This window comes from Exiguobacterium sp. 8A (assembly GCF_902506275.1).
GTDB lineage: Bacteria > Bacillota > Bacilli > Exiguobacteriales > Exiguobacteriaceae > Exiguobacterium > Exiguobacterium profundum.
The window spans coordinates 211,228-233,752 of sequence record NZ_LR733630.1; the positions used below are offsets into that span (position 1 = coordinate 211,228).

The window sequence follows — 22,525 nt, forward strand, 5'->3', positions numbered from 1 at the left end:
CGGAGGCGCCCGTTTGCATTACCAGTTTCGTTTTTGTCGAAATGTAGGATATAACTTGAACTGTCCAGATGCGGCGCGTTCAGCCGTTCGTTCGCTGATTCGCTCCTGACACTCTTGACACATATACGTTTTCGCCGGTTTGTTACGCAAGCGTTTTGCTTCAAACGACCATGAGTCGATTGTCTCGACTTTATCACAAAGAGAACATTTTACACGCATCTTTTCACCTTCCTCTATACGATGAGTATAGCATGATTTCAACCGTTAAAAGCAGGGAATTGAACCGGTAAGGGAGAATGGTACAACCATACCCGGTGAAAAGGAGGGGAGTTGAATGGCGAGCAAGGCAACGTTTGAACTGACAGCTGCGCAAGAGCGCTTGTTGAATGACATGCCGTTAACATTTCTCGTTGGTTTTGACGAGGCAAAGCGTTGGCCGATCAGCCATGCCATCAGTTGGGTGCAAGCGTTAGATGCTGTCACGGTCCGGTTCGCATTAACGAGAAATTCCCATATCGTGACCATCTTGACGACTGAAAAGACGGCTGGCCTCATCTTTATCGAAGATGGTCAGTCCTATCATGTTTTACTCTCATCAATTCGAGAGTTCGACCCGGCGGTCAAACCAAGCCTTCATCTTCGTTTTTTTGAAGGACATGTCGAAGAAGTGAGGAACATCTCGTTTTATGGAGCAGCTTACGCACAGCCCGAAATCACGAAAACATACGATATTCGTGCGGCGGAAAAGCTTGACCGTGAAGTGAAAGAAAGTCTTCATTCTTGAATACCATCCTATATTCGAGGGGCGGCAAAGTCTATGAAAAAAACGTATGTACTTGATACGAACGTACTCCTACATGATCCGCTATCCTTATTTCAATTTGAAGAACACGACGTGGTGATTCCAGCCATCGTCCTAGAAGAGTTAGATGGGAAGAAACGTAACATGGATGAGGTCGGGCGGAACGCCCGTGAAACGTCGCGTGTCCTCGACCAGCTCCGGTCATCGGGGAAACTGCATGACGGGGTCCCGCTTGAAAACGGAGGACGTCTGTTTGTCGAAATCGGTCATGAACACCAGGTCGATATCCCGTTCGATGTCATGACGAATGATAATCGCATCTTAATGGTAGCGTTAGGATTAATGAAACAATACGAGCATGACGCGGGTCGAAAGGTCGTCGTCGTCTCAAAAGATATATTGGTCCGTGTCAAAGCGGACGCCATTGGAATTGACGCAGAAGACTACTTGACAGATCATATCGTTGACACGACGGACTTATACGCCGGCTATCGAGAGATTGAAGTCGATCAGTCGCTCATCGATGAATTTTATAAAGTCCGTCAATTGCCGACGACGGCCTTGACGAAACAAGTGCTATATCCGAACTCGTTCGTCGTCTTGAAAAGTAATGTGTCGAAAGCGAGTGCGCTTGCTGTGGTCGATTCGCTTCAACCGATTTTACGACCACTGGCACTCGATGCAGATCATATTTGGGGAATTCATCCGCGAAACGTTCAACAGCGGATGGCACTCGACCTGCTGCTTCGGGATGACATTCCGTTTGTCACCTTACTTGGGAAAGCTGGTACCGGGAAGACGCTCCTTGCTCTAGCAGCAGGGCTATCGCTTGTCGAGGATGAACAGCGTTACAATAAGCTAGTCGTCGCTCGCCCGGTCGTGCCGATGGGGAACGATATTGGTTACTTGCCAGGGGAAATGGAAGAGAAGCTTCGTCCTTGGATGCAACCGATTTATGATAACTTGGAATTTTTATTTAATGCGAATTCAAAAGACGAGCTCGGGAATATTCTAGCCGGTATGAAATCGATTCAGCTCGAGGCGCTCACCTATATTCGAGGTAGAAGTATGCCGGACCAGTTCATCATCATCGATGAGGCACAGAACTTAACGAAGCACGAAATTAAAACCATTCTCACCCGAGTCGGTGAGAACTCGAAAATCGTACTCGTCGGCGACCCGTATCAAATCGATCATCCGTATTTAGATGAGTATTCGAACGGATTGACGTACGCGGTGGAACGCTTCAAAGGACAAAACGTCTTCGGGCACGTTCAACTCGTGAAAGGGGAACGTTCATCCCTTGCACGATTGGCGGCTGATTTACTATAAGCGATATACACAAATAACGCCGAGTTTCGCACTCGGCGTTATTTTGTATCGAGTTGTAGTGACTGAACGTTCGTCCGTTCTAAGAAGGCATTTGAGATCATAATCAATCCCGTGAGGATGAACAGGGCAGAAAATCCGAAGTGTGCCACGATTTGGGATCCAAATAACGGTCCGAGTAGATTCCCCATGAACTGAGCGGACTGATTGTACGAAAAGATCCGGCCGGTCGCAGAGACCGGCGTATGCTGGCGCAGTAGCGATTGTACGGACGGCATTAAGGCAGCCGTTGCGAATCCGATTCCGAAACGCAACAAAATGAGTTGAGTCGTTGAGGTAACGAATGCTTGCGGAATCAAGAATAGGCTATAGAGGAGCAGTGCCCAAAACAAGATGCGTTCTGCCCCATATCGGTCTGATAACCGTCCGAGACGCTGCGCCGAAAAGAGAGCGGCCAGTCCCGGAGCGGAGGCGACAATCCCTGCCATGAAGGCGAGAGCGGTTGTGCTCGGATTCAATTCACGTACGTATAATGTCAAGAGCGGTCCAATGGATTGTGTCGAGAACTGAATGAGGAATGTTGTCACAAACAGCCCGACAATCAATTGAGGATGTCGCAGTGAGGCGAAAATCGATTTCATCGACGCGAGTTCTTCACGTTTCACTGGGACAAAATCTTCTTTTACGAACCAAAGCGTGATGAGGAACGTGAGGAAGAGTGCACTTCCCGTAAAGAGAAAAACGGATCGAAGCCCAATCCAGTCTGCAAGCAATCCACCGATGAGGGGACCGAGTAGACCACCAGTGATTCCACCGGTTGACAGGGTACCGAGCGCCCAGCCACTTTTCTCTTTTGGGGTTTGGGATGCGACTAACGTGATGCCGGCTGAGATGAATCCGGACACGGCACCCATGAGTAAACGCAATCCGACGAGTTGATACACGTCTTGGACGAAGCTGATAAGAAACATGACGGTGGCCATCCCGAGACTGGCTCGGATGAGCATCAGTTTCCTTCCTTTTCGGTCAGCCAAGCGCCCCCACATCGGAGAAACGATGGCAGCTACGAGGAACGTCGCGCCGAAGGCGATCGCAGACCAAGTGACGACGTGGTCCGGATCCTTTACCCCGAGTTGTTCGATGAACAATGGGAGGAATGGTAGGACGAGACTCATCGACGCAGCGGTCAAGAAGCTACCGATCCAAACAACCATTAAGTTTCGTTTCCATAGAGGTATCGTAAGCGTCACGACCTTTCTTATTTAATTGGTAATCAACACTCTATATACTACACTTTATGAACTAAAAAGTCCAAAAAAAGAGAAGGTGTGAACCTTCTCATTAATTGCTTAATATGGTGATATGATTGACTTGGCGAATGACCTGATCCTCATATAATACATAGACAGGTCCGTCGGTAAGTACTTTTCCGTCTTTTGAAAATTGTAAATATACTTGTGCTGCCTCGCTGAGCGATAGAGTCAATACTGTTTCCCCGTAAAAACGGACATGCGTCGCAAGTTCAATCGGTTCGGCATTGTTTAAAAATGGCGCGAGCGGCATGGCGAACGAGTCGCGTAATGCTGCATCTTTGTCTTGTCGTGACATCGGTTTATTGTGGTCGATTCGAGTTCCTTGTGACAATCCGTCATCCCATGCTTTCCCCATTTTCGCATAGTATGCCTCACGGTCATTCTCCGTCACCGAGTCCAAATCTTCAATCTTCCGTTTTCGTTCGTCAAAAATCCATACGGTCGGGTCAATCGTCAGACTGTGGCGAACCGCTCCATCAAGTGGAAAAATCATGCTTATATCCCCCTTCATACACATTACACGTTCCATTATAGCGCTCTTTCTCGTAAAATGGAAAAGAGGAAGAATGTCGCGTTCATTCATACTGTACATTGAATTATGATGAAAGATAATGTACAGTTGAGTTATGACAAACAGTCTGTCATCGTACGGAGGAGGGGTCGTAGTGGCGACAAATTTGGCTGCAATCCAACGGGAGCAAGCGCTTCAATTACTCGAGGCGGATGCTGAAAAAATCCGTTGTCTGATTGAAGTGCAGTTAGAAAACCTAAAAATGCCGAAGTGCCCGCTTTATGAAGAGGTGCTTGATACACATATGTTTGGACTATCGCGCCAAATTGATTTTGCGGTTCGTCTTGGACTCATTTCAGACATTGAAGGTAAAGGACTGCTCGATTCATTGGAACAAAAGTTGTCTGCTTTGGCAGAAGCTTCAGAATTATGAACCTTATACTCAAACTGTGCAAGTGGCGCTGTTTGAGTATTTTTTTATAAGGGTTGTCGGATTGTTTTACATAAGGAAGTGAATACATGAAAACACGGTTTCGGTATTTTGATTTTGCGTTGTTTTTGTCAGTGCTTTTACTCGTCGGGCTAAGCTCCATCATGATTTATAGTGCGAGTGTTTGGAATCGTGGGGATTACGCGAATAGTAGTTTATTCTATCGCCAGCTCGTCTACGTTGGCATTGGAATCTTTGTCTATTTGATTGCGACATTGTTCCGATATGAGATGTTTCGGAAAAAAGGCATTCGCCTCGGTCTTTATGCGCTCTCTGTCATCTTGCTGTTTGTCACGTGGGCGATGCCTCCATTGAATGGGGCGCGAGCTTGGCTCATCATCGGAGGAATGACCATTCAACCGGTCGAGATTGCGAAGTTCGTTCTCATCATACTGCTTGCGAACTACTACCATGAACTATGGAATAATGAGTTGAAAGGACTCCCTGGCCGATTGGCGCGGGCCGCTATCACGAAAAAAGGGCTGCGCGCACAAATCGGCGCCTTCTTTTTAGTACCTGTCCTCTTTTACTTTTCGTTTTATGCGATCGCAATCAATGGACAGCCGGATATGGGGGGGCTATTCGTCCTCGGTTCCATCATGTTGCTCATGTGGTTCGGTGTCGGGGCGCCGCTTCGAATTTTGATTCCAGGGATTTTAGCTGGGGTTGGTACTGTATTCGTATTGTTCACGACCATCTTTTCGGAGAATCAACGAAGTCGGATTGAAGTCGTGTTCAACCCGTTCATGGACCCGGAAGGATATGGACACCAATTGCTCATGTCGATTATCTCAATTGTACATGGTGGATTGACTGGAGTCGGACTTGGGAACAGTTTTCAAAAGTATGGATATTTGCCAGAACCAGAAACCGACTATATCATGTCGATCATTGCGGAGGAGTTAGGATTCCTCGGTGTATTGACGGTTTTAGTCCTACTCTTCTTCATCGCCTTTCGCGCGATCCATATCGCCAATCATGCGGATAGTCACTTTGCGATGTTCGTATCGTTTGGGATTGCATCACAAATCATTATCCAGACGGCCATCAACATCGGTGCGATGTCCGGTTGGTTCCCAGGGACAGGCGTAACCTTGCCACTGGTCAGTTATGGAGGAACATCGCTCATCATGATGATGGGTGTTCTCGGGGTGCTCAGTAGTATCTCGATGCGTAACCGTCATCGAGAGGCGACACGACGAGAAGAAATTCGGGTGAAGTCAGAAGAAAACGTTCAACGCTCATCGCTTCACGTTGTCAGGTAAGGAAACGAACAAACTTCATTAACGGGGGGATTTCATTTGAAACCAATTAAAAAGTTACTTGTTGCAAACCGTGGGGAAATTGCCATTCGCGTATTTCGCGCGGCGACAGAGTTAGGCATTCGAACGGTAGCTGTCTATTCGCAAGAAGATAGCGGCTCCTTACATCGCTTTAAAGCTGATGAAGCCTACTTGATCGGTGTAGACAAAAAACCGATCGATGCGTACCTCGATATCGAAGACGTGATTCGAATCGCTAAGGAGTCAGACAGTGATGCGATTCACCCAGGGTATGGTTTCCTTTCAGAGAACATTGAACTCGCACGACGTTGCCGTGAAGAGGGCATCATCTTTGTCGGACCGCATGAGTCACATTTACATGCGTTCGGGGATAAAGTACGAGCACGTCAGAGTGCGATTGCTGCGGGTCTTCCTGTCATCCCGGGTTCGGATGGACCGCTCACATCATATGAAGATGCTGAAGCATTTGCGAACGAGCACGGATTCCCGCTCATGGTCAAAGCTTCGATGGGTGGCGGAGGACGCGGAATGCGTGTCATTCGAACAGAAGCGGAAATGAAAGATTTGATTGAACGTGCAAAGTCAGAAGCAAAGCAGGCGTTCGGTTCTGACGAAGTGTACATAGAAAAACTCGTCGAACGTCCGAAACACATCGAGGTGCAAATTCTTGGGGATGAGCACGGTCACATCGTTCACTTATTCGAGCGTGACTGTTCGGTTCAGCGCCGTCACCAAAAAGTTGTCGAAGTGGCGCCGTGTGTGACATTGTCTGATGCATCGCGCCAAGCGATTTGTGATGCGGCGGTCCAACTCATGCGTCACGTCGGATACGTCAACGCCGGTACAGTCGAGTTCTTGGTGACAGAGGATGAGTCGTTCTACTTCATCGAAGTCAACCCGCGCATTCAAGTGGAACATACGATCACAGAGATGGTGACGGGCTTTGACATCGTTCAAACGCAATTGATGATCGCGCAAGGTGAGTCGCTCCACGGCGATATGATTCAAATGCCGAAACAGGAAGAGATTAAACTTCTCGGTTATGCAATCCAATCACGTGTTACGTCTGAAGACCCAGGCAATAACTTCATGCCGGACACAGGAAAAATCATGGCTTACCGTTCTCCGGGTGGCTTTGGTGTTCGTCTTGACGGTGGGAATGCGTATGTCGGTGCAGAGATTTCACCGTACTACGATTCACTTCTCGTGAAATTGTCCACACATGGCATGACATTCGAACAAGCGGCCTCGAAGATGGTTCGAAACTTGAACGAGTTCCGGATTCGTGGAATCAAGACGAACATTCCGTTCTTGATTAACGTCATGAAGCACCCGAACTTTATCAGTGGAGATTACAACACGTCATTCATCGATGAGACGCCAGAACTGTTCGTCTTCCCGAAACGAAAAGACCGCGGGACGAAACTGCTGAACTATATCGGGGATGTGACAGTGAATGGATTCCCAGGTGTTGGTCTGAAAGACAAGCCGATCAGCCGTTCGGTGCGAATCCCGCACGACCTCCCGGCAGAAGCGAAGCCAGGGACGAAACAAATTCTTACAGAGCTTGGACCGGACGGCCTCGCCGACTGGATCAAACGTCAACCGGAACTGTTGTTGACGGATACGACGATGCGAGATGCGCATCAATCGTTGCTCGCGACGCGCATGCGCACACAGGATATTCTAAATATCGCCGAACCGACAAGCAAACTCATGCCAGAATTGTTCTCGGTCGAGGCATGGGGCGGAGCGACGTTCGACGTCGCCTACCGATTCTTATCCGAAGACCCATGGGTACGTCTCATGAAGCTTCGTGAGAAGATGCCGAACGTCCTAATTCAAATGTTGCTACGCGGTGCGAATGCGGTCGGATATAAAAACTATGCAGACAACGTCATCGAGAAATTCGTACACGAAGCGGCATATGCCGGAGTCGACGTGTTCCGAATCTTTGATAGTCTCAACAACCTTGAGTCGATTCAATTGGCAATCGATGCGACGCTTCCAACTGGGAAAGTGGCAGAGGCAGCCATCTGTTATACGGGAGACTTGTATGATGGTAACCGTCCGAAGTACCATCTTCCGTATTATATCGACCTCGCGAAGAAACTTGAGGCGAGTGGTGCGCATATCTTGGCAATCAAGGATATGGCAGGTCTATTGAAGCCGGAATCAGCCTATGCACTCGTATCGGCATTGAAGGACGCTGTGGACTTACCAATCCACTTGCATACACACGATGCTTCCGGTAACGGGATCTTCACATATGCTCGCGCGACAGATGCCGGTGTCGATATCGTTGACGTTGCCGCGAGTTCGATGTCAGGGATGACATCACAGCCTTCAGGTGGAAGTTTGGTTTATGCGCTCAACCACCACGAACGTCAGCCGAAAGTCGACCCGAAACAATATGAAATCATCAGTGACTACTGGCAAGACGTGCGTCACAACTATGAACCGTTTGAAAGTGATATGCGTGCATCGAATCCATCCGTGTACGAACACGAGATGCCAGGTGGGCAATATTCAAACCTCCAACAGCAGGCGAAAGCGGTCGGACTTGGAGACCGCTGGGCAGAAGTCAAGGCGATGTATGCCCGAGTCAACATGTTGTTCGGGGACATTGTCAAGGTGACGCCGTCATCTAAAGTTGTCGGTGATATGGCGCTCTTCATGGTCCAGCATAACTTGACGGAAGAAGATGTGATGACACGAGGACATCAGTTGGACTTCCCAGACTCGGTCGTCGAAATGATGCGTGGTGAATTAGGAACGCCTCCAGGTGGATTCCCGAAAGATGTGCAACAAGTCATCTTGAAAGGAGAAGAGCCTTTAAACGTTCGTCCTGGTAAATTGATCAAACCGTATGACTTTGAATCGGCACGCCAAGAACTATTCGAAAAATTCGAGCGACCGGTGACGGACTTTGAACTTCTTGCTCATGCGCTTTATCCGAAAGTGTACGAAGACTATATCAAACATACAACGACATACGGGGACGTCTCAGTGCTCGACACGTTGACATTCTTCTACGGATTAAACGTCGGTGAGACAATCCAAGTTGAAATCGAGACTGGAAAAACGTTAATCATCAAGCTCGTACAAGTGAGTGCAGCGAATGAAGATGGCATCCGTCTCGTCTCGTATGAGATGAACGGGGTACCACGTGAAATCGAGATTAAAGATGTCAATGTCAAATCGGCAACGACAAGTCGTCCGAAAGTCGATCGTTCGAACGCCAAACAAGTCGGTGCATCGATGCCGGGGTCTGTCTTGAAAGTATTGGTCGAACCAGGAAGTCGTGTTCATCGTGGGGAGCAGTTGCTCGTCACAGAAGCGATGAAGATGGAAACGACAATTCAAGCGGCACAAGATGGTGAGATTAAGGCCATCCATATTAAAGAAGGCGACACAATACAAAGTGACGACTTGTTGATTGAATTTGTATAATCAAAAGAAGCATAGCGCGCTATGCTTCTTTTTTGTAGATGGGAGTGGAGATCTTGAGACGAGTATGTTGGTTCCGTTCAGATTTTAGACTGACCGATAATCATATGTTACACCGTGTATTGAAAGATATGGAGGAAGGCGATGACCTAGACTTCGTCTTTTGGTTGAATCCGAAATACTGTCACCCATTCGAAGTGCGGCATGACTATTTCTTCTCGACGATGCGAACGTTCATGGATGATTTAGAAGCGAAAGGGTTAGGGCTTCGTGTCCTCGTCGCGGAGACGGAGGATGCGTTCATGAAACAGCTCGGCGAGATGGATGTGCTCTATTTTAATGCGGAGTATGTGGAACCGTTCAAACAGCGGGATGAACGTGTGATTGAGGCACTTAGTGAAGATGTAAAGGTAGTGCGACTTTTAGATCGTCACCTGTTTCATCCCGATGCGTTTCGTACAAAAAGTGGCGATCCCTATAAGGTGTTCACCCCGTTCAAAAAAGCGGCGTATGCCGAACAGCCACCCGCACCGTATGAGGTTGATGTCAATCGTTTATCTCAGTACATCCGTTCAAAGAATGAACAACCGAGTGAACTGAAAGAGCTCTTCAAGCGATGTAAACGTGAATGGAGAGGGCTAGGGGAAACGGAAGCGAAGAAGCGATTGACCCGCTTCGTCAATGATCGCATGGTCGATTATGACGAAAAGCGTGACATTCCGAGCATCGCCGGGACGAGTCGACTATCTCCTTATTTACGGACAGGTGTGTTGTCGATTCGCACCATCACCGAACAAGTGTTGTCGGCGAGACAATCAAAAGGGCGCGACACGTATTATGATGAGCTGTTGTGGCGCGAATTTTATTATATGGTCATGGCAAAGTTCCACGCATTGAAAGATCAACCGTTCAATGATAAATATAAGACGATTGAATGGGAGGACAATGAAGAGCAGTTCGAAAAGTGGTGTAACGGGGAGACTGGGTATCCGATCGTCGACGCCGCGATGCGTCAGTTGAACGAGACCGGGTGGATGCACAACCGCCTACGCATGATTGTCGCATCTTTCCTATCGAAACATCTCCTTCTCGATTGGCGAAAAGGGGAACGATATTTCGAGCAAAAGCTGATCGATTATGAGGCAGCGTCGAATATCGGGGGATGGCAATGGGCGGCCTCAGTCGGGACGGACGCTGTTCCATATTTCCGTATTTTCAATCCGACGACGCAATCCGAACGATTTGACCCTGACGGAACGTTCATCCGGAAGTATGTGCCGGAGCTGAAACATATAACAGATAAATCGATTCACTTTCCGGACCCGTCAGAGCGAGACAACTATGCCATGCCACTCGTCGATCATAAAGAAGCGAGAGAGCGTGCCCTCGAACGATTTAAAGCATTGTAAACAAAAAAGCGCCACGGCGCTTTTTTGTTTGGTTATCCGTTCATATTTTTCAATTGTGCCCCGTCTTGTCGCGCTGTCGACCGATACGCGTGATAAGAGAGGTATGACAGGATGCCGAAGTAACAAGTGATCAAGAAGGCGTGAAGGAGCGGAACGTAAGTCGCGTGTCCCCCAAGAACAATCCATGCACCTGTACCGACTTGAAGCAGGATGAAGAAAAGAGACGCCCACATGCCGCGCTCAATCAATCGATTCATTTCTTTACGTGCCAAGTAGAGAACATACAACGTGTACAAGACGAGTAGCCCGGCCATCACACGGTGTCCCATCTGCACATACGACTCAAACGTCCAGACGTTCTGCTCACAAATCGGCCAACCGACACATGCGTATGTAGCACCGAGGTGACGGACGTAGGCTCCTGTGTACACGACGATCATCGTATAAATTGAAAGACCGTAAAGATGAGATCTTAATCGTCTCGATACGACTTGATGTTCCCGGTCACCTTCGAATAACAGAATCGTCAAAATGAGTAACGATGCGAACGACACGAGAGAAATTCCAAAATGAAGGGCCAGGATGGCATCCGACTGTTGCCAAATGACCGCGCCCGCTCCAATGATTGATTGGATGAGCATAAAGATAAATGCGAGAAACGCAAAGATTTTCACATCGACCCGATGTTTGACCGCGATGAACGTCCAAATGGCGAGCGCAATGATGAGAAGACCTTCAATACCGGAGACTACCCGGTGACTGTATTCAATCATCGTTTCAACACTGGGATTGGTTGGGATTAATTTTCCATGACAGAGTGGCCAGTCCGTCCCACAACCATCTCCTGAATCCGTCTTCGTCACGGTTCCACCCATGATGAGGACAAGCATCATCCCGAGGGTGACAAACCCTGAGAAAAACGCGAGTTTTTTATGCATGCAATACCACCTGCTTCTAATCGAAATCCGTTAAAAAATGTACCTTGTTTATTTATATTTTTTTCGCCATACTTATTATACGGCTTTCTGTTCAAAAAACGAAATGGAAAAGCTTGCAATCGTTATCAAAAACGTTATTCTAATATTAGTAAAGCACATAAGGTGTGACAAATATCACACTATTGACACAAAAAACTCGCTATTTTACAAGCATAAAGGGCGTATTTTATAAAAAAATATGGTATCTTTGTAGAGAGTTAAGTGTATTTTGTTCATATTGTGTTTTTTCTGTGAAGAGAATGCGAGGATTTCGTGATTATGTGGGGGGGTCAGTATGACAAAAGTCAACCCAGGGATGACGGTAGATGTAGAGTATACAGAATCAACGTCATTCCGAGATTACGTCGCCTTAGCGAAAATGGGAATCGTTCGCGCCAACCTGTTGTTGGTGTTTGCAGGATTCTTCGTGGCAGCGACGTACCAGAGCGATACGCCAGTCCTTTACTTGTTTGAAGTTTGGCCACAGCTCTTATTAACGATGTTAGGAAGCGCACTCGTGATTTCGGGGAGTTGTTACCTAAACAACTTTGTGGACCGAGATATCGATTACTTAATGGATCGTACGGACAATCGACCGAGTGTAACCGGCAAGATTTCAGGAGAGAAGATTTTACTCCTTGGATTGACACAACTTGCAATCGGAACACTACTATTGCTCCTTGTATCGTACGTCGCCGCAGTATTCGGTTTAATCGGGGCATTTTTTTATGTCGTGATTTATACGATGTGGCTGAAGCGTACGAGTACGCTCAATACAGTCGTCGGTAGTATTTCGGGAGCCGTTCCACCGCTCATCGGTTGGGCAGCACTAGATCCGGCACTTCATATTGATGCGTGGCTCATGTTCCTTGTCATGTTCTTATGGCAACCACCTCACTTCCTGGCGCTCGCCATGCGACGGACGGAAGAGTATCGAGCGGCAGGCATTCCGATGCTTCCGGTCGTGAACGGATTTGCCATCACGAAACGGCAAATCATCTGGTGGATTGCGACGCTGATTCCGGCATCGCTCTTATTTATGCACTATGGTCTTGTTTACTTGACAGTCGCAGCCGGTTTAGGGGGCTACTGGTTGTATCTCGGATTGAAAGGATTCAACGCCGAGGACGAAATCAAGTGGGCAAACAAAATGTTCTTCTATTCATTAATTTATTTAGTCGTGTGGATTATCGCGCTGATTTTGACAGCACTCTGGTGATCGCACTCACTATATAGAAAACCATTACACATCATTTTGGGAGAAAGTGGGGATTGTTGTGAAATCATTTAAGAAGCTTCTGTTTGGCATCGTCCCGATGATGATGTTCGCAGTCCTGTTATCAGGTTGCGGTCAAGAGGGATTGTCTGCATTGAAGCCGATGGGAGAAGGGGCTGAGCTTCAGCTCCGCATCATTCTCATCAGTTTGGCGATCATGCTCTTCGTACTCATCATCGTATCGGTCATTTACGTGTACGTGCTCATGAAGTTCCGTCGGAAAGATGAATCGATTCCGAAGCAAGTTGAAGGTAGCAGTACACTCGAGATGATTTGGACAGTCGTTCCGATTATCCTTCTCATCATTCTCGCTGTTCCGACAATCACGACGACTGTCGAACTCGCGAAAGCGAAAGAAGCGAAAAAAGAAGAAGAAATCAACGTTACAGCTAACTTGTACTGGTGGGAATTTGAATATCCAGAAGCAGGTGTTGTGACAGGGCAAGAGCTCGTCATTCCAGTCGGAAAACGAGTCGGCATCAACTTGACGTCTAAAGATGTCATTCACTCATTCTGGGTACCAGCTTTATCTGGTAAGACAGATACGAACCCAGGACTTGATAACGAAATGTGGTTACATGCAAATGAACCAGGTACTTACTACGGGAAATGTGCTGAGCTTTGCGGTCCGTCACATGCCCTTATGGACTTTAAAGTCATCGCGCTCGAGCAAGAAGAATATGATCAATGGCTCGCTGACATGAAAGCCAAGCAAGACGAGAACGGTGAGAAACTCGTCGCAGACAACACAAACTTGACGACAGGTGAAGCTGTGTATGTCGAAAGCTGCTTGAGCTGTCACGGCGGCGGTAAAGTGGCACCAAGTTTGACGAACTTCGGTGATCGTGAATGGCTCGCAGGTTACCTCGAAAACAACGAGGATAACTTGAAAGAGTGGATCCGTGACCCGCAAGAGAAAAAACAAGGGGCTCTTATGCCAGGATTCAATGAAGGTCAAATCAGCAACGAAGAATTAGATGCACTCGTTGACTTCTTGTATGAGCAGAAGATTGACTAACGGGAAAAGGGGGATTTCACGTGGCACAGACCACTGCAATGCAGCAATCGCGTAAATACAATGGCATCATGGATTGGATTACGACGGTTGACCACAAAAAAATCGGTATTTTGTATTTGTTCTCAGGAATCTTCTTCCTCCTTCTCGGTGGAATTGAAGCATTACTGATTCGTTGGCAACTCGTCAAACCAATGAACGACTTCGTCAGCGGTGAGACGTTTAACCAGTTGATTACGATGCACGGAACGACGATGATCTTCCTTGCGGCCATGCCGATGTTATTCGGTTTCATGAACGCCGTCGTACCACTTCAAATCGGGGCACGCGACGTTGCGTTCCCATTCATTAACTCATTAGGTTTTTGGTTGTTCTTCTTCGGTGGAGTCATGCTTAACTTGAGCTGGTTCTTCGGAGCAGCACCAAACGCAGGGTGGACGGCTTACGCGCCACTCTCAACACAACCGGAAGCGACAGGGGTAGACTTCTACGCTCTCGGTCTTCAGATTTCAGGTTTCGGTTCATTGATGGCCGGGATTAACTTCCTCGTCACTATCTTGAACATGCGTGCGCCAGGAATGAAACTCATGCGTATGCCACTCTTCACATGGACGACTTTCGTTGCATCGGCATTGATCGTCTTCGCATTCCCACCACTTACGGTCGGATTGTTCATGTTGATGTTCGAGCGACTCTTCGGAGCTGCTTACTTTGACCCGGCACTTGGCGGGAACGTTGTCATCTGGGAGCACCTTTTCTGGATCTTCGGTCACCCGGAAGTATACATCTTGATCTTACCGGCATTCGGTATTTTCTCGGAAATCATTCCGACATTTGCGCGTAAACGCCTCTTCGGTTACACGACGATGGTCTTCGCGACAATGCTCATCGGTTTCCTTGGATTCATGGTTTGGGTTCACCACATGTTCACAGTCGGTCTTGGTCCAGTTGCCAACTCGATCTTCGCTGTTGCAACGATGGCGATTGCCGTACCAACGGGTGTTAAAATCTTTAACTGGCTCTTCACACTGTGGGGCGGTCAAATTAAATTCAACGTCGCTATGCTTTACTCAGTCGCGTTCATTCCTTCATTCCTCGTAGGTGGGATGACAGGGGTTATGCTCTCAGTCGCACCGGCTGACTATCAGTACCACGACAGCTACTTCGTTGTCGCTCACTTCCACTACGTAATCGTAGGTGGGGTTGTATATGGTCTCTTCGCAGGACTTTACTACTGGTTCCCACTCATGTTCGGAAAAGCCCTTTCTGAAAAGCTTGGATACTGGCAGTTCTGGTTGTTCTTTATCGGGTTCCACTTGACGTTCTTCCCGCAACACTTCCTCGGATTGTTCGGTATGCCACGTCGAGTCTTCACATACCTCGATGGTCAAGGTTGGGATACACTCAACATGCTCTCGACAATCGGTGCATTCTTCATGGGTGTGTCAACGATTGTCTTGCTCGTCGCTGTTGTGAAAGCCTTCTTGTCGAAAGACCGCGTCAAACCAGACCACTGGGGAGATGGACGTACGCTTGAGTGGACACTTCCTGTTCCGACTCCAGAGTACAACTTTGCACAAACGCCACTCGTCAAAGGACTTGATACGTTCTGGCTCGAGAAAATGGCAGGCAACAAACGCGTGTCAGTCGCTGAAGAAGTTTCGGACATCCACATGCCGAACAACTCGCTCATTCCGTTCTTCATGTCACTCGGCCTCTTTATCGCAGGACTCGGTGCCATCTTCCAGATGGATAACACGGTCGTCGGTTGGTCATTGATTGGATTTGGATTAGCGATGACGTTCGTCTCGATGTTCCTACGTTCTTGGATTGACGATCACGGCTACTACATTCCGAAGTCACAAGTCGAAGCAGACTTGAAAGCGATTCGTGAGAAAGGAGAACAATAAATGGCACATGCAGTTGAAAAACACCCAGTGACCGGTATCCCGGCCAATCCAGAGAAAGCAACACTGGAAGGGAAAAATAAATATGTGGCCTTCTGGTTCTTCCTTGGTGGAGAGACAGTCCTCTTCGCCTCGCTCTTTGGAACATACGTTGGTCTCTTGAACTCTGGTGCGCCAGAGGAATTACGTTCGTATAACATTTTCGAAATGGAGCTCGTCTTCATCATGACGATGCTCCTCCTCACAAGTTCACTTACAAGTGTCCTTGCGATGATGAACATGAAGGCAAACAATCCAGGGCGTATGAAGCTTTGGTTGATTGTGACGCTCCTTCTTGGTGCCGGATTCCTTGGTGCTGAGATTTACGAGTTCATTCACTACTACCACATCGGTCACACGTTCACGTCGAGCGCATTCGGTTCAGCCTTCTATACGTTGGTTGGTTTCCACGGCGCGCACGTAACGTTCGGTCTTCTTTGGATTACGACACTTTTGATTCGTAACTGGAACCGTCCGATCGATGTATACAATGCACCAAAGTTCTATGTATCGAGTCTATATTGGCACTTTATCGACGTTGTTTGGGTCTTCATCTTCTCAATCGTCTACCTCTTAGGGATGGTGAACTAATATGGAAAAACGAGTAATGAACGAATCTCACAAGCAGTTAGAGCTTGAAGTAAAAGCAGAGTCGAAACGTGAGTATCAGCTTCAATTAATCAGTTTCGCGATGATGATTTTACTCACATTCGTGGCATTCGGCGCCGTCTATGCGGAATTGATGCCGGTGTGGGCAGCAGGTGGTTTTTTAATCATCTTGGCGGTCATCCAAGTCTTCCTACAGTTATATATCTTCATGCATATGAATAACCGTGGGAACACGTGGATCGTTGGCATGATGTGGCTAGGTATCTTTGTTGCCATCATCACGGTCGCTGCACTCCGCTTACTCATTTGGTAATTGTGACAAAGGATTGAACATCTGTGGAAACACGGATGATTCGGTCCTTTTTCCTTTACTTCAAAAATGAATGAATAGTAATCTTGAAGTGAACGGTTTCAAAGGTTAGGGAGAGAAAGAAAAGGGGTGAACGGATGCTCTGGAATACGTCGGAGCTGCTCAATCAATTTGATTGGCTCACGTTATGGAGTCCGCTGTTCGGATTGCTCATGGTCGGGATTTATGTGTTATACGCCGTCGTGACAGAGAGAATGGCGAAGCGAGGATATGCCTCGACCACGTTATTACAAAAGTTTAGTATGTTGTTTGCGATTGTCTTGTATTACATCGGTTTTGGAAGTCCAATCGATGTCATGGCACATATCATTTTATCGGTGCATATGTTCCAAATGGTGCTCGTCTATATTTTGGCACCGGCACTCGTCGTTTACGGTCTACCGTACTGGGTGTTTGAAAAAGTACTTAGCTTCAAATGGATTGGGCCGATGTTCAAGTTTTTGACGAAGCCACTGATCGCGCTCATTTTATTCAACGCATTGTTCTCGATTTACCATATGCCGGTCGTATTCGACTACGTCTTGACGAACTACGGCGTTCACCGTATTTTCCACGGTGCCCTTGTCGTCTTTAGTTTGACGATGTGGTATCCGGTCATCGTTCCACTCGTCTCAGACGAAGAGGAAGGCATGTCCGATTTGAAACGAATGGTGTACATTATCGCCAACGGGGTCTTACTGACACCTGCCTGTGCGCTCATCATCTTTAGTCAAACGACGCTCTATAATGCATACACGGACCCACAGACGTTTGCGACGGTCCTTGGATACTGTCTCCCGAATGGTGACGTTTCCGGAATTGATTTAGAGGCGTTGATGGGAGCGACGAACAGTGCGCTCGAAGATCAACGTTTCGGTGGGGTCCTCATGAAACTCGGTCAAGAGATCGTGTACGGCTTCTTCTTCGGCTGGACGTTCTTCGGCTGGGTGCGTCGGACGAAGTCACTTGCTCTTGATGAAGGCATGTCATTCACTCCGCAAGAAACAAATGAAAAAAATTAAACAGAACATAAAGGGGAAACATTGATGAACTATCTTGCCTTAATTAGTGTGTCATTCATCGTCATCAGTGCGATTCTTGTCGCCATCGGATGGGTGATTATCGCAAAAGACCGCAGCAACATCGAAAAACATAAAAAGGTGATGACGGCCGCAGCGATTGCAGCGACGACGTTCTTCATCCTTTACGTCTCGCGTACCATTTTTGTCGGTAACACGGCATTTGGGGGACCGGATTCAGTGAAGCCGTTCTATCTTGGTTTTATGATTTTCCATATTCTTCTCGCAACCACAGGTGGTATCCTCGGATTGATTACGCTCTATCTCGGTTATAAAAACAAAATCGAGAAGCACCGGAAAATCGGTCCAAAAGCGTCAGTCGTCTGGTTCTTCACGGCCATTACGGGGGTGACGGTTTACATTCTTCTCTATGTGGCATATGACCCAGGTGAAACGACGAACGTATTCCGCGCGATAATCGGAGGATGATCCATAGAGAGGGAGAGCTGTATGAAACGGAATAGCTATTTGACGGTCGGTTTGACCGTCTTGACGCTTGTCGTCATCGGAGTAGCCGTGTATTTTGTTTTCTTCAATCAAGACGACCTACCCGTCATTCAAGAGCCAACCCCGTTCACATTGACGAACGCATTAAATGAAGAGACCTATAATTCCGACAACGGAAAAGTGAAGATCGTGACGTTCTTCTATACGAACTGTCCAGATATTTGTCCGCTCACGTTACGTGATTTTATGAAGCTCGAAAAAGAATTGAAAAAAGAGAACTTATACGGCTCGGACGTAGAACTCGTCGCGATCACGGTTGACCCGGATGTGGATACCGTGCCCGTTCTGAAAAATTACGGGGAAGCATTCCAAGCAGAGCCGACTGGATGGAAGATGTTGACGGGAGACCAGGTAGACATTGACCGAATCACGCGTCAGCTACAGTTCTATTATTCGAAGGCGAACAGCGGACTCGTGACGCATGCGACGACGATGTACGTCATCGACCGCCATCATGATGTCCGTGCTGTCGCGCAGATGGCGACGGCAGGGGATGAACCGGTCGATATCGAATCTATCATGGAGGACGTTAAAGTGCTCGCGAATGAAAAGGAGTGATCACCATGAACGATACGATGGCTGTGATTGGGAATGACTATTCATACGGAGACGTGACGATTGCGGAACGGGCGATTGAAGATTTGATCGCGTGTAGCGCGATCGAATTCGGCTTGAAAGAAGTGAAAGTCGTCTCTCGCTCGAAAGACCACTATGATTATCAAATCATTGCACCATTAACACTCGTCGAGGCAGAGCGATTGTACCGCTATGTTCGAGACCAATTCGATTTATTGCTCGGTCAAGTCGATGTGACATTGACCGTCATTGCGGCATGATATAAGGGAGGACCCGTAGAGGGCCTCCTTTTTTATATGCTCGACGCTACGTTTCTTATGACTATATCTTCCAGAAGTGAACTTTGCTATACTAAATAGCGGAGTCGAACTAATGTTCGTTTTTTTAGAAATGGAGGAGGACAAAGTATGCAGAACCAAGCCTTAGTCGTTATTGACATTCAAAATGACATCACGAAAAATTACAAAGCAATCATCGACAACATCAATAAAGCGATTGATTGGGCGGTCGAAAAGAAGTTACATATCGTCTATATCCGTCATGAGAATTTATCAGCAGGGACGAGAACGTTCAAAACAGGAACGCGAGGAGCGGAATTAGCACCAGATTTGAAGCTCGCGTCCGACCACGTGTTCACAAAGTACAAGGGCAACGCCTTGACGAGCGAAGCGTTTGTGACGTTCATTGCCAAGCATCACATCGATACGTTTTATATCACTGGGGCTGATGCGACCGCCTGTGTGAAGTCGACTTGCTACAATCTGCGGAAATCTGACTATGCGGTTAGCGTCTTGTCGGATTGCATTACGAGCTACGATTTGAAAAAACTAGAAGATATGATTATGTATTATAAGAGTAAAGGTTGCGTGATCATCGAATCAAAAGACTTGTCGGCGTAAGTTGCCTAACAACGTTTAACTCGCCCATAAGAAAAACCCCTTCGCTTATGCAAGGGGTTTGACTTCTAATGTTTCTGCGAGTGCTTTTAGACGGCGCTCACAGTCGCGGACGATTTCTTCTGGGAAGACTTCATCGTATTCAACACCGTGTGGATAATAATGCTTTCCTAAAATCGGTGTAAGCATTTTGACAACAGCGTGACGATCTTCGATTTGACCTTCGATCGCGTATACAGGTAAGCGAAGATAGAATGTTTCGCCAGTCGATTGTTTCTCATATTTCATGTCATACGTGGCACGCTCGTAATCCCAAGCACCTTCACGGATGAAATGATGATGATCCATGATCGTCTCGAGCAAACCAAAACGGATTTCTTTTCCCTCGATGTGGAACTGCTCAAATTTCATCATAATCCCCCTTTTCGAATAAACCTCATATGTCATCATACCATATTCAAAAACGTTCTTGGAATAACGTGTGTTCAAATTGTGAAAAAAAGATGAACGATTAATCAGCCGAGTGAATTTAAGTATTCCTCGATTTTTTGAGGGAGTTTCACGCCAAGAGGTAGCAGTCCTTCTGATCCGAAAAAGACGTTGAATTCCAAAATGTAAAATCCTTCTTCCGTCACGATAACGTCAAACGCTGCGTGATTGATAGATAACGTGTTGGCAATCGATTGAACTTCTTTGATGACGTCTTCCGGGATGTCTTCGTACGAGAAGTTAGCCCCTTGAGCGACATTGTTTAAAAAAGCCTCGCTGACACGCCAATAGGCACCGACTACCTCTTCTCCAATCACGATGATGCGTAAGTCGCGATCATTCGGGATGAACTCTTGGACATAGAACGTATCATGATTCTCGACGTATTCTAACCAGTCTTGGTCATTTTTGATTAACCATACCCCTTGACCCATTGAGGATTTGGCTTTTTTGGCGACGAACGGGTAGTGGAACTCTTCCAACACGCGTTCAATCGTGTATGGGTTCTTTCCATAAATCAATGTCTTCGGAATCCGGTGCGGATATGTCGCTTTAAAGGCGCGCGTCATCTCGATCTTGTCGTGCCCGAGGTGATAAGTCGCAGGTGATGGGAAGATTGCTTTATTCATCCCGTAGATGATGGAATTGACCATCCAATACTCAGGGAACAGGACGAGGTCGGCAGCGCGAACCTTATCGAGCTGATCGAAATAATATTCGGGTTTCGCATAATCCGTCTTGATCCCGGCCGATCGGATCATATTAAAAGAAACTTTTTTCATACGTAGACGCATAGGTTGCGTCTGTTCACTTCCTTTCTACATGGAACGCCTTGCGGTCAACTTCAATTATAGTGTGGATTGCTTACATAGGGAAACAATTGTGGTAAAATCATGGCAGAAAGGGTGAGGGGTATGATAATCACTGAACAGACGATTGCCCTGCTCGATCAAACAGAAGAATTGACCGATTTGATTGAAGCAAGCGAATCGTTTCAAACATATATTCAAACGAAAGCGGCACGTCTCGCATCACAAGAAGCAAAGGAAATCGAGCGTGAGTTCTTGAAGATGAAAGAGGACTATGAGTATGTCCAGCGATTCGGAAAGCATCATCCGGACCACGACCGCATCAAAAAAGAGATGCACCTCATCAAACGTCGTCTAGATGTTCAGCCGGAAATCGCTGCGTTCAAAAAAGCAGAACGAAGCTTGGATAAGTTGTTAGGGGAAGTGAGTGAACTATTGGCTCATTCAGTCTCTCCTAAAATCAAGGTCCCGACCGGTAATCCATTCTTTGATGAAGGTGGATGTTCTGGTGGAGGTAGCTGCGGAGGAGGCGGAAGTTGTGGATGCGCCGTCTAAGTTGAATGAACGGATTGGCTTCGTCGTATACGTGAATTCCTTAAAACAAGTGAAAGCGTTAAGACGTTATGCGAATCTTTACTTTGTCTCAAAACGAGAAAAGTATGCGTTTCTTTATACTGACCTCGAAGGTCATGAAGCCGTACTCGAACAAGTGAAAGCATTGCCGTTTGTGGAAGCGGTCGTTCGAAGCGAACGCCCATTCATTTCCGAAACGTACGAGACAAAATCGAAATAAACAAAAAGATGAAGGTGGCATCACCTTCATCTTTTCTGCTGGAGGGAAAGACATGCGTGTCATATCTGGAGAACGAAAAGGGACCCGTTTAAAAGCGGTCCCAGGAACGGCGACACGGCCGACGACCGATAAAGTGAAGGAATCGTTATTCAACATTATCGGACCTTATTTTTCAGGCGGGAAAGCACTAGACCTTTACGCGGGCAGCGGTGGGCTCGGAATCGAGGCGTTATCAAGAGGTTGTGACGAAGCTATTTTTGTCGATCGTCAACCGAAAGCCGTCCAAACGATTCAAGAGAACTTGCGAGCGACCCATTATGAAGTAAAAGGGAGAGTATATCGTCAAGACGCCAAGGCGGTACTCGAACAACTCAAGGTTCAACAGGAACAATTCAAGCTCATCTTTATGGATCCTCCTTATCATGCGGAAGAACACGTGGCGTTCTTACAGCTGATCGATGAATCAGATTTGTTGATCGATATCGGCGTAGTCGTCTGTGAACACGGTAGTGACGTGACATTACCGGAGCGGGTGGGACGATTTGAACGAATTAAAGAACAGCGATACTCAGATGTCATCACCATCAGTTTCTATGAGTACGCATCGGAGGAGTGAC

25 protein-coding genes are annotated in these 22,525 nt (G+C 47.2%); 19 read left to right on the top strand and 6 right to left on the bottom strand.

Annotated elements, in window-relative coordinates; all coding sequences use genetic code 11:
- Positions 1-18: 18 nt before the first annotated feature.
- Positions 19-219 (bottom strand): YlaI family protein, encoded by a 201-nt coding sequence (locus tag GVY42_RS01065; protein ID WP_015881271.1) that lies wholly within the window; start codon positions 217-219, stop codon positions 19-21.
- Between the two features lie 115 nt (positions 220-334).
- Here GVY42_RS01065 and GVY42_RS01070 point away from each other — a divergent pair, with 115 nt between their 5' ends.
- Together GVY42_RS01070 and GVY42_RS01075 are read left to right on the top strand one after the other, a co-directional pair.
- Complete coding sequence (locus GVY42_RS01070) at positions 335-784, top strand: hypothetical protein (RefSeq protein ID WP_074037365.1); 450 nt, start codon at positions 335-337, stop codon at positions 782-784.
- A 33-nt stretch (positions 785-817) separates the two neighbouring features.
- On the top strand, positions 818-2,134 hold the full coding sequence (locus tag GVY42_RS01075; protein WP_031421530.1) for a PhoH family protein: 1,317 nt from the start codon (positions 818-820) through the stop codon (positions 2,132-2,134).
- 38 nt (positions 2,135-2,172) lie between these two features.
- Here the strand turns inward: GVY42_RS01075 and GVY42_RS01080 are convergent, their stop codons facing one another.
- Together GVY42_RS01080 and GVY42_RS01085 are read right to left on the bottom strand one after the other, a co-directional pair.
- Positions 2,173-3,345, bottom strand: coding sequence for a multidrug efflux MFS transporter (locus GVY42_RS01080; RefSeq protein ID WP_236548908.1), 1,173 nt, complete (start codon positions 3,343-3,345; stop codon positions 2,173-2,175).
- Positions 3,346-3,472: 127 nt separating this feature from the next.
- Entirely contained in the window at positions 3,473-3,937 is a 465-nt protein-coding gene (locus GVY42_RS01085) for a hypothetical protein (RefSeq protein ID WP_159562039.1), read from the bottom strand.
- Positions 3,938-4,109: 172 nt separating this feature from the next.
- Here GVY42_RS01085 and GVY42_RS01090 point away from each other — a divergent pair, with 172 nt between their 5' ends.
- The 4 genes from GVY42_RS01090 (at position 4,110) to GVY42_RS01105 (ending at position 10,587) form a co-directional block, all read left to right on the top strand.
- Positions 4,110-4,388, top strand: a complete 279-nt coding sequence (locus GVY42_RS01090) for a YlaN family protein (protein ID WP_015881276.1) — start codon at positions 4,110-4,112, stop codon at positions 4,386-4,388.
- An 86-nt stretch (positions 4,389-4,474) separates the two neighbouring features.
- Entirely contained in the window at positions 4,475-5,710 is a 1,236-nt protein-coding gene (locus GVY42_RS01095) for an FtsW/RodA/SpoVE family cell cycle protein (RefSeq protein ID WP_159562040.1), read from the top strand.
- Between the two features lie 36 nt (positions 5,711-5,746).
- On the top strand, positions 5,747-9,181 hold the full coding sequence (locus GVY42_RS01100; RefSeq protein WP_074037361.1) for a pyruvate carboxylase: 3,435 nt from the start codon (positions 5,747-5,749) through the stop codon (positions 9,179-9,181).
- A 44-nt stretch (positions 9,182-9,225) separates the two neighbouring features.
- A complete protein-coding gene (locus tag GVY42_RS01105) occupies positions 9,226-10,587 on the top strand; it encodes a deoxyribodipyrimidine photo-lyase (protein WP_236548909.1) in 1,362 nt (453 codons plus the stop codon).
- Between the two features lie 32 nt (positions 10,588-10,619).
- On the opposite strand, the gene GVY42_RS01110 is transcribed toward GVY42_RS01105, so the two are convergent.
- A complete protein-coding gene (locus tag GVY42_RS01110; protein ID WP_159562042.1) occupies positions 10,620-11,525 on the bottom strand; it encodes a heme A synthase in 906 nt (301 codons plus the stop codon).
- A gap of 334 nt (positions 11,526-11,859) precedes the next feature.
- Here GVY42_RS01110 and cyoE point away from each other — a divergent pair, with 334 nt between their 5' ends.
- From cyoE to GVY42_RS01160, 10 genes are all read left to right on the top strand, one after another.
- Complete coding sequence (gene cyoE, locus GVY42_RS01115) at positions 11,860-12,783, top strand: heme o synthase (protein ID WP_074037356.1); 924 nt, start codon at positions 11,860-11,862, stop codon at positions 12,781-12,783.
- A gap of 97 nt (positions 12,784-12,880) precedes the next feature.
- Complete coding sequence (gene coxB / locus GVY42_RS01120) at positions 12,881-13,858, top strand: cytochrome c oxidase subunit II (protein WP_035387820.1); 978 nt, start codon at positions 12,881-12,883, stop codon at positions 13,856-13,858.
- Positions 13,859-13,896: 38 nt separating this feature from the next.
- Entirely contained in the window at positions 13,897-15,765 is a 1,869-nt protein-coding gene (ctaD, locus tag GVY42_RS01125; protein WP_031421541.1) for a cytochrome c oxidase subunit I, read from the top strand.
- A complete protein-coding gene (locus GVY42_RS01130) occupies positions 15,766-16,392 on the top strand; it encodes a cytochrome (ubi)quinol oxidase subunit III (RefSeq protein WP_015881284.1) in 627 nt (208 codons plus the stop codon). It begins immediately after the preceding gene.
- Position 16,393: 1 nt separating this feature from the next.
- Positions 16,394-16,723 (top strand): cytochrome C oxidase subunit IV family protein, encoded by a 330-nt coding sequence (locus GVY42_RS01135; protein ID WP_031421543.1) that lies wholly within the window; start codon positions 16,394-16,396, stop codon positions 16,721-16,723.
- Positions 16,724-16,857: 134 nt separating this feature from the next.
- On the top strand, positions 16,858-17,781 hold the full coding sequence (locus GVY42_RS01140; protein WP_159562043.1) for a cytochrome c oxidase assembly protein: 924 nt from the start codon (positions 16,858-16,860) through the stop codon (positions 17,779-17,781).
- A gap of 24 nt (positions 17,782-17,805) precedes the next feature.
- Complete coding sequence (locus tag GVY42_RS01145) at positions 17,806-18,267, top strand: DUF420 domain-containing protein (protein WP_015881287.1); 462 nt, start codon at positions 17,806-17,808, stop codon at positions 18,265-18,267.
- A gap of 21 nt (positions 18,268-18,288) precedes the next feature.
- Positions 18,289-18,903, top strand: a complete 615-nt coding sequence (locus tag GVY42_RS01150; RefSeq protein ID WP_159562044.1) for an SCO family protein — start codon at positions 18,289-18,291, stop codon at positions 18,901-18,903.
- A gap of 5 nt (positions 18,904-18,908) precedes the next feature.
- The gene (locus tag GVY42_RS01155; protein ID WP_074037351.1) at positions 18,909-19,181 is read left to right on the top strand and encodes a hypothetical protein; all 273 of its coding nucleotides are present in this window, start codon (positions 18,909-18,911) and stop codon (positions 19,179-19,181) included.
- A gap of 147 nt (positions 19,182-19,328) precedes the next feature.
- Entirely contained in the window at positions 19,329-19,820 is a 492-nt protein-coding gene (locus tag GVY42_RS01160; RefSeq protein WP_159562045.1) for a cysteine hydrolase family protein, read from the top strand.
- Positions 19,821-19,865: 45 nt separating this feature from the next.
- Here the strand turns inward: GVY42_RS01160 and GVY42_RS01165 are convergent, their stop codons facing one another.
- Together GVY42_RS01165 and GVY42_RS01170 are read right to left on the bottom strand one after the other, a co-directional pair.
- On the bottom strand, positions 19,866-20,228 hold the full coding sequence (locus GVY42_RS01165; RefSeq protein ID WP_015881291.1) for a YugN family protein: 363 nt from the start codon (positions 20,226-20,228) through the stop codon (positions 19,866-19,868).
- Between the two features lie 104 nt (positions 20,229-20,332).
- The gene (locus GVY42_RS01170) at positions 20,333-21,067 is read right to left on the bottom strand and encodes a RimK family alpha-L-glutamate ligase (RefSeq protein ID WP_236548910.1); all 735 of its coding nucleotides are present in this window, start codon (positions 21,065-21,067) and stop codon (positions 20,333-20,335) included.
- A gap of 153 nt (positions 21,068-21,220) precedes the next feature.
- On the opposite strand from GVY42_RS01170, the gene GVY42_RS01175 reads away from it, so the two are divergent.
- From GVY42_RS01175 to rsmD, 3 genes are read left to right on the top strand one after another with little or no spacing between them, the layout of a single operon-like run.
- Positions 21,221-21,670, top strand: coding sequence for a YlbF family regulator (locus GVY42_RS01175; protein ID WP_015881293.1), 450 nt, complete (start codon positions 21,221-21,223; stop codon positions 21,668-21,670).
- Entirely contained in the window at positions 21,654-21,908 is a 255-nt protein-coding gene (locus GVY42_RS01180; protein ID WP_143406649.1) for a YlbG family protein, read from the top strand. The genes GVY42_RS01175 and GVY42_RS01180 overlap by 17 nt, the downstream gene beginning before the upstream one ends.
- Positions 21,909-21,960: 52 nt before the next feature.
- Positions 21,961-22,524, top strand: a complete 564-nt coding sequence (gene rsmD, locus GVY42_RS01185) for a 16S rRNA (guanine(966)-N(2))-methyltransferase RsmD (RefSeq protein ID WP_074037347.1) — start codon at positions 21,961-21,963, stop codon at positions 22,522-22,524.
- Position 22,525 lies beyond the last annotated feature (1 nt).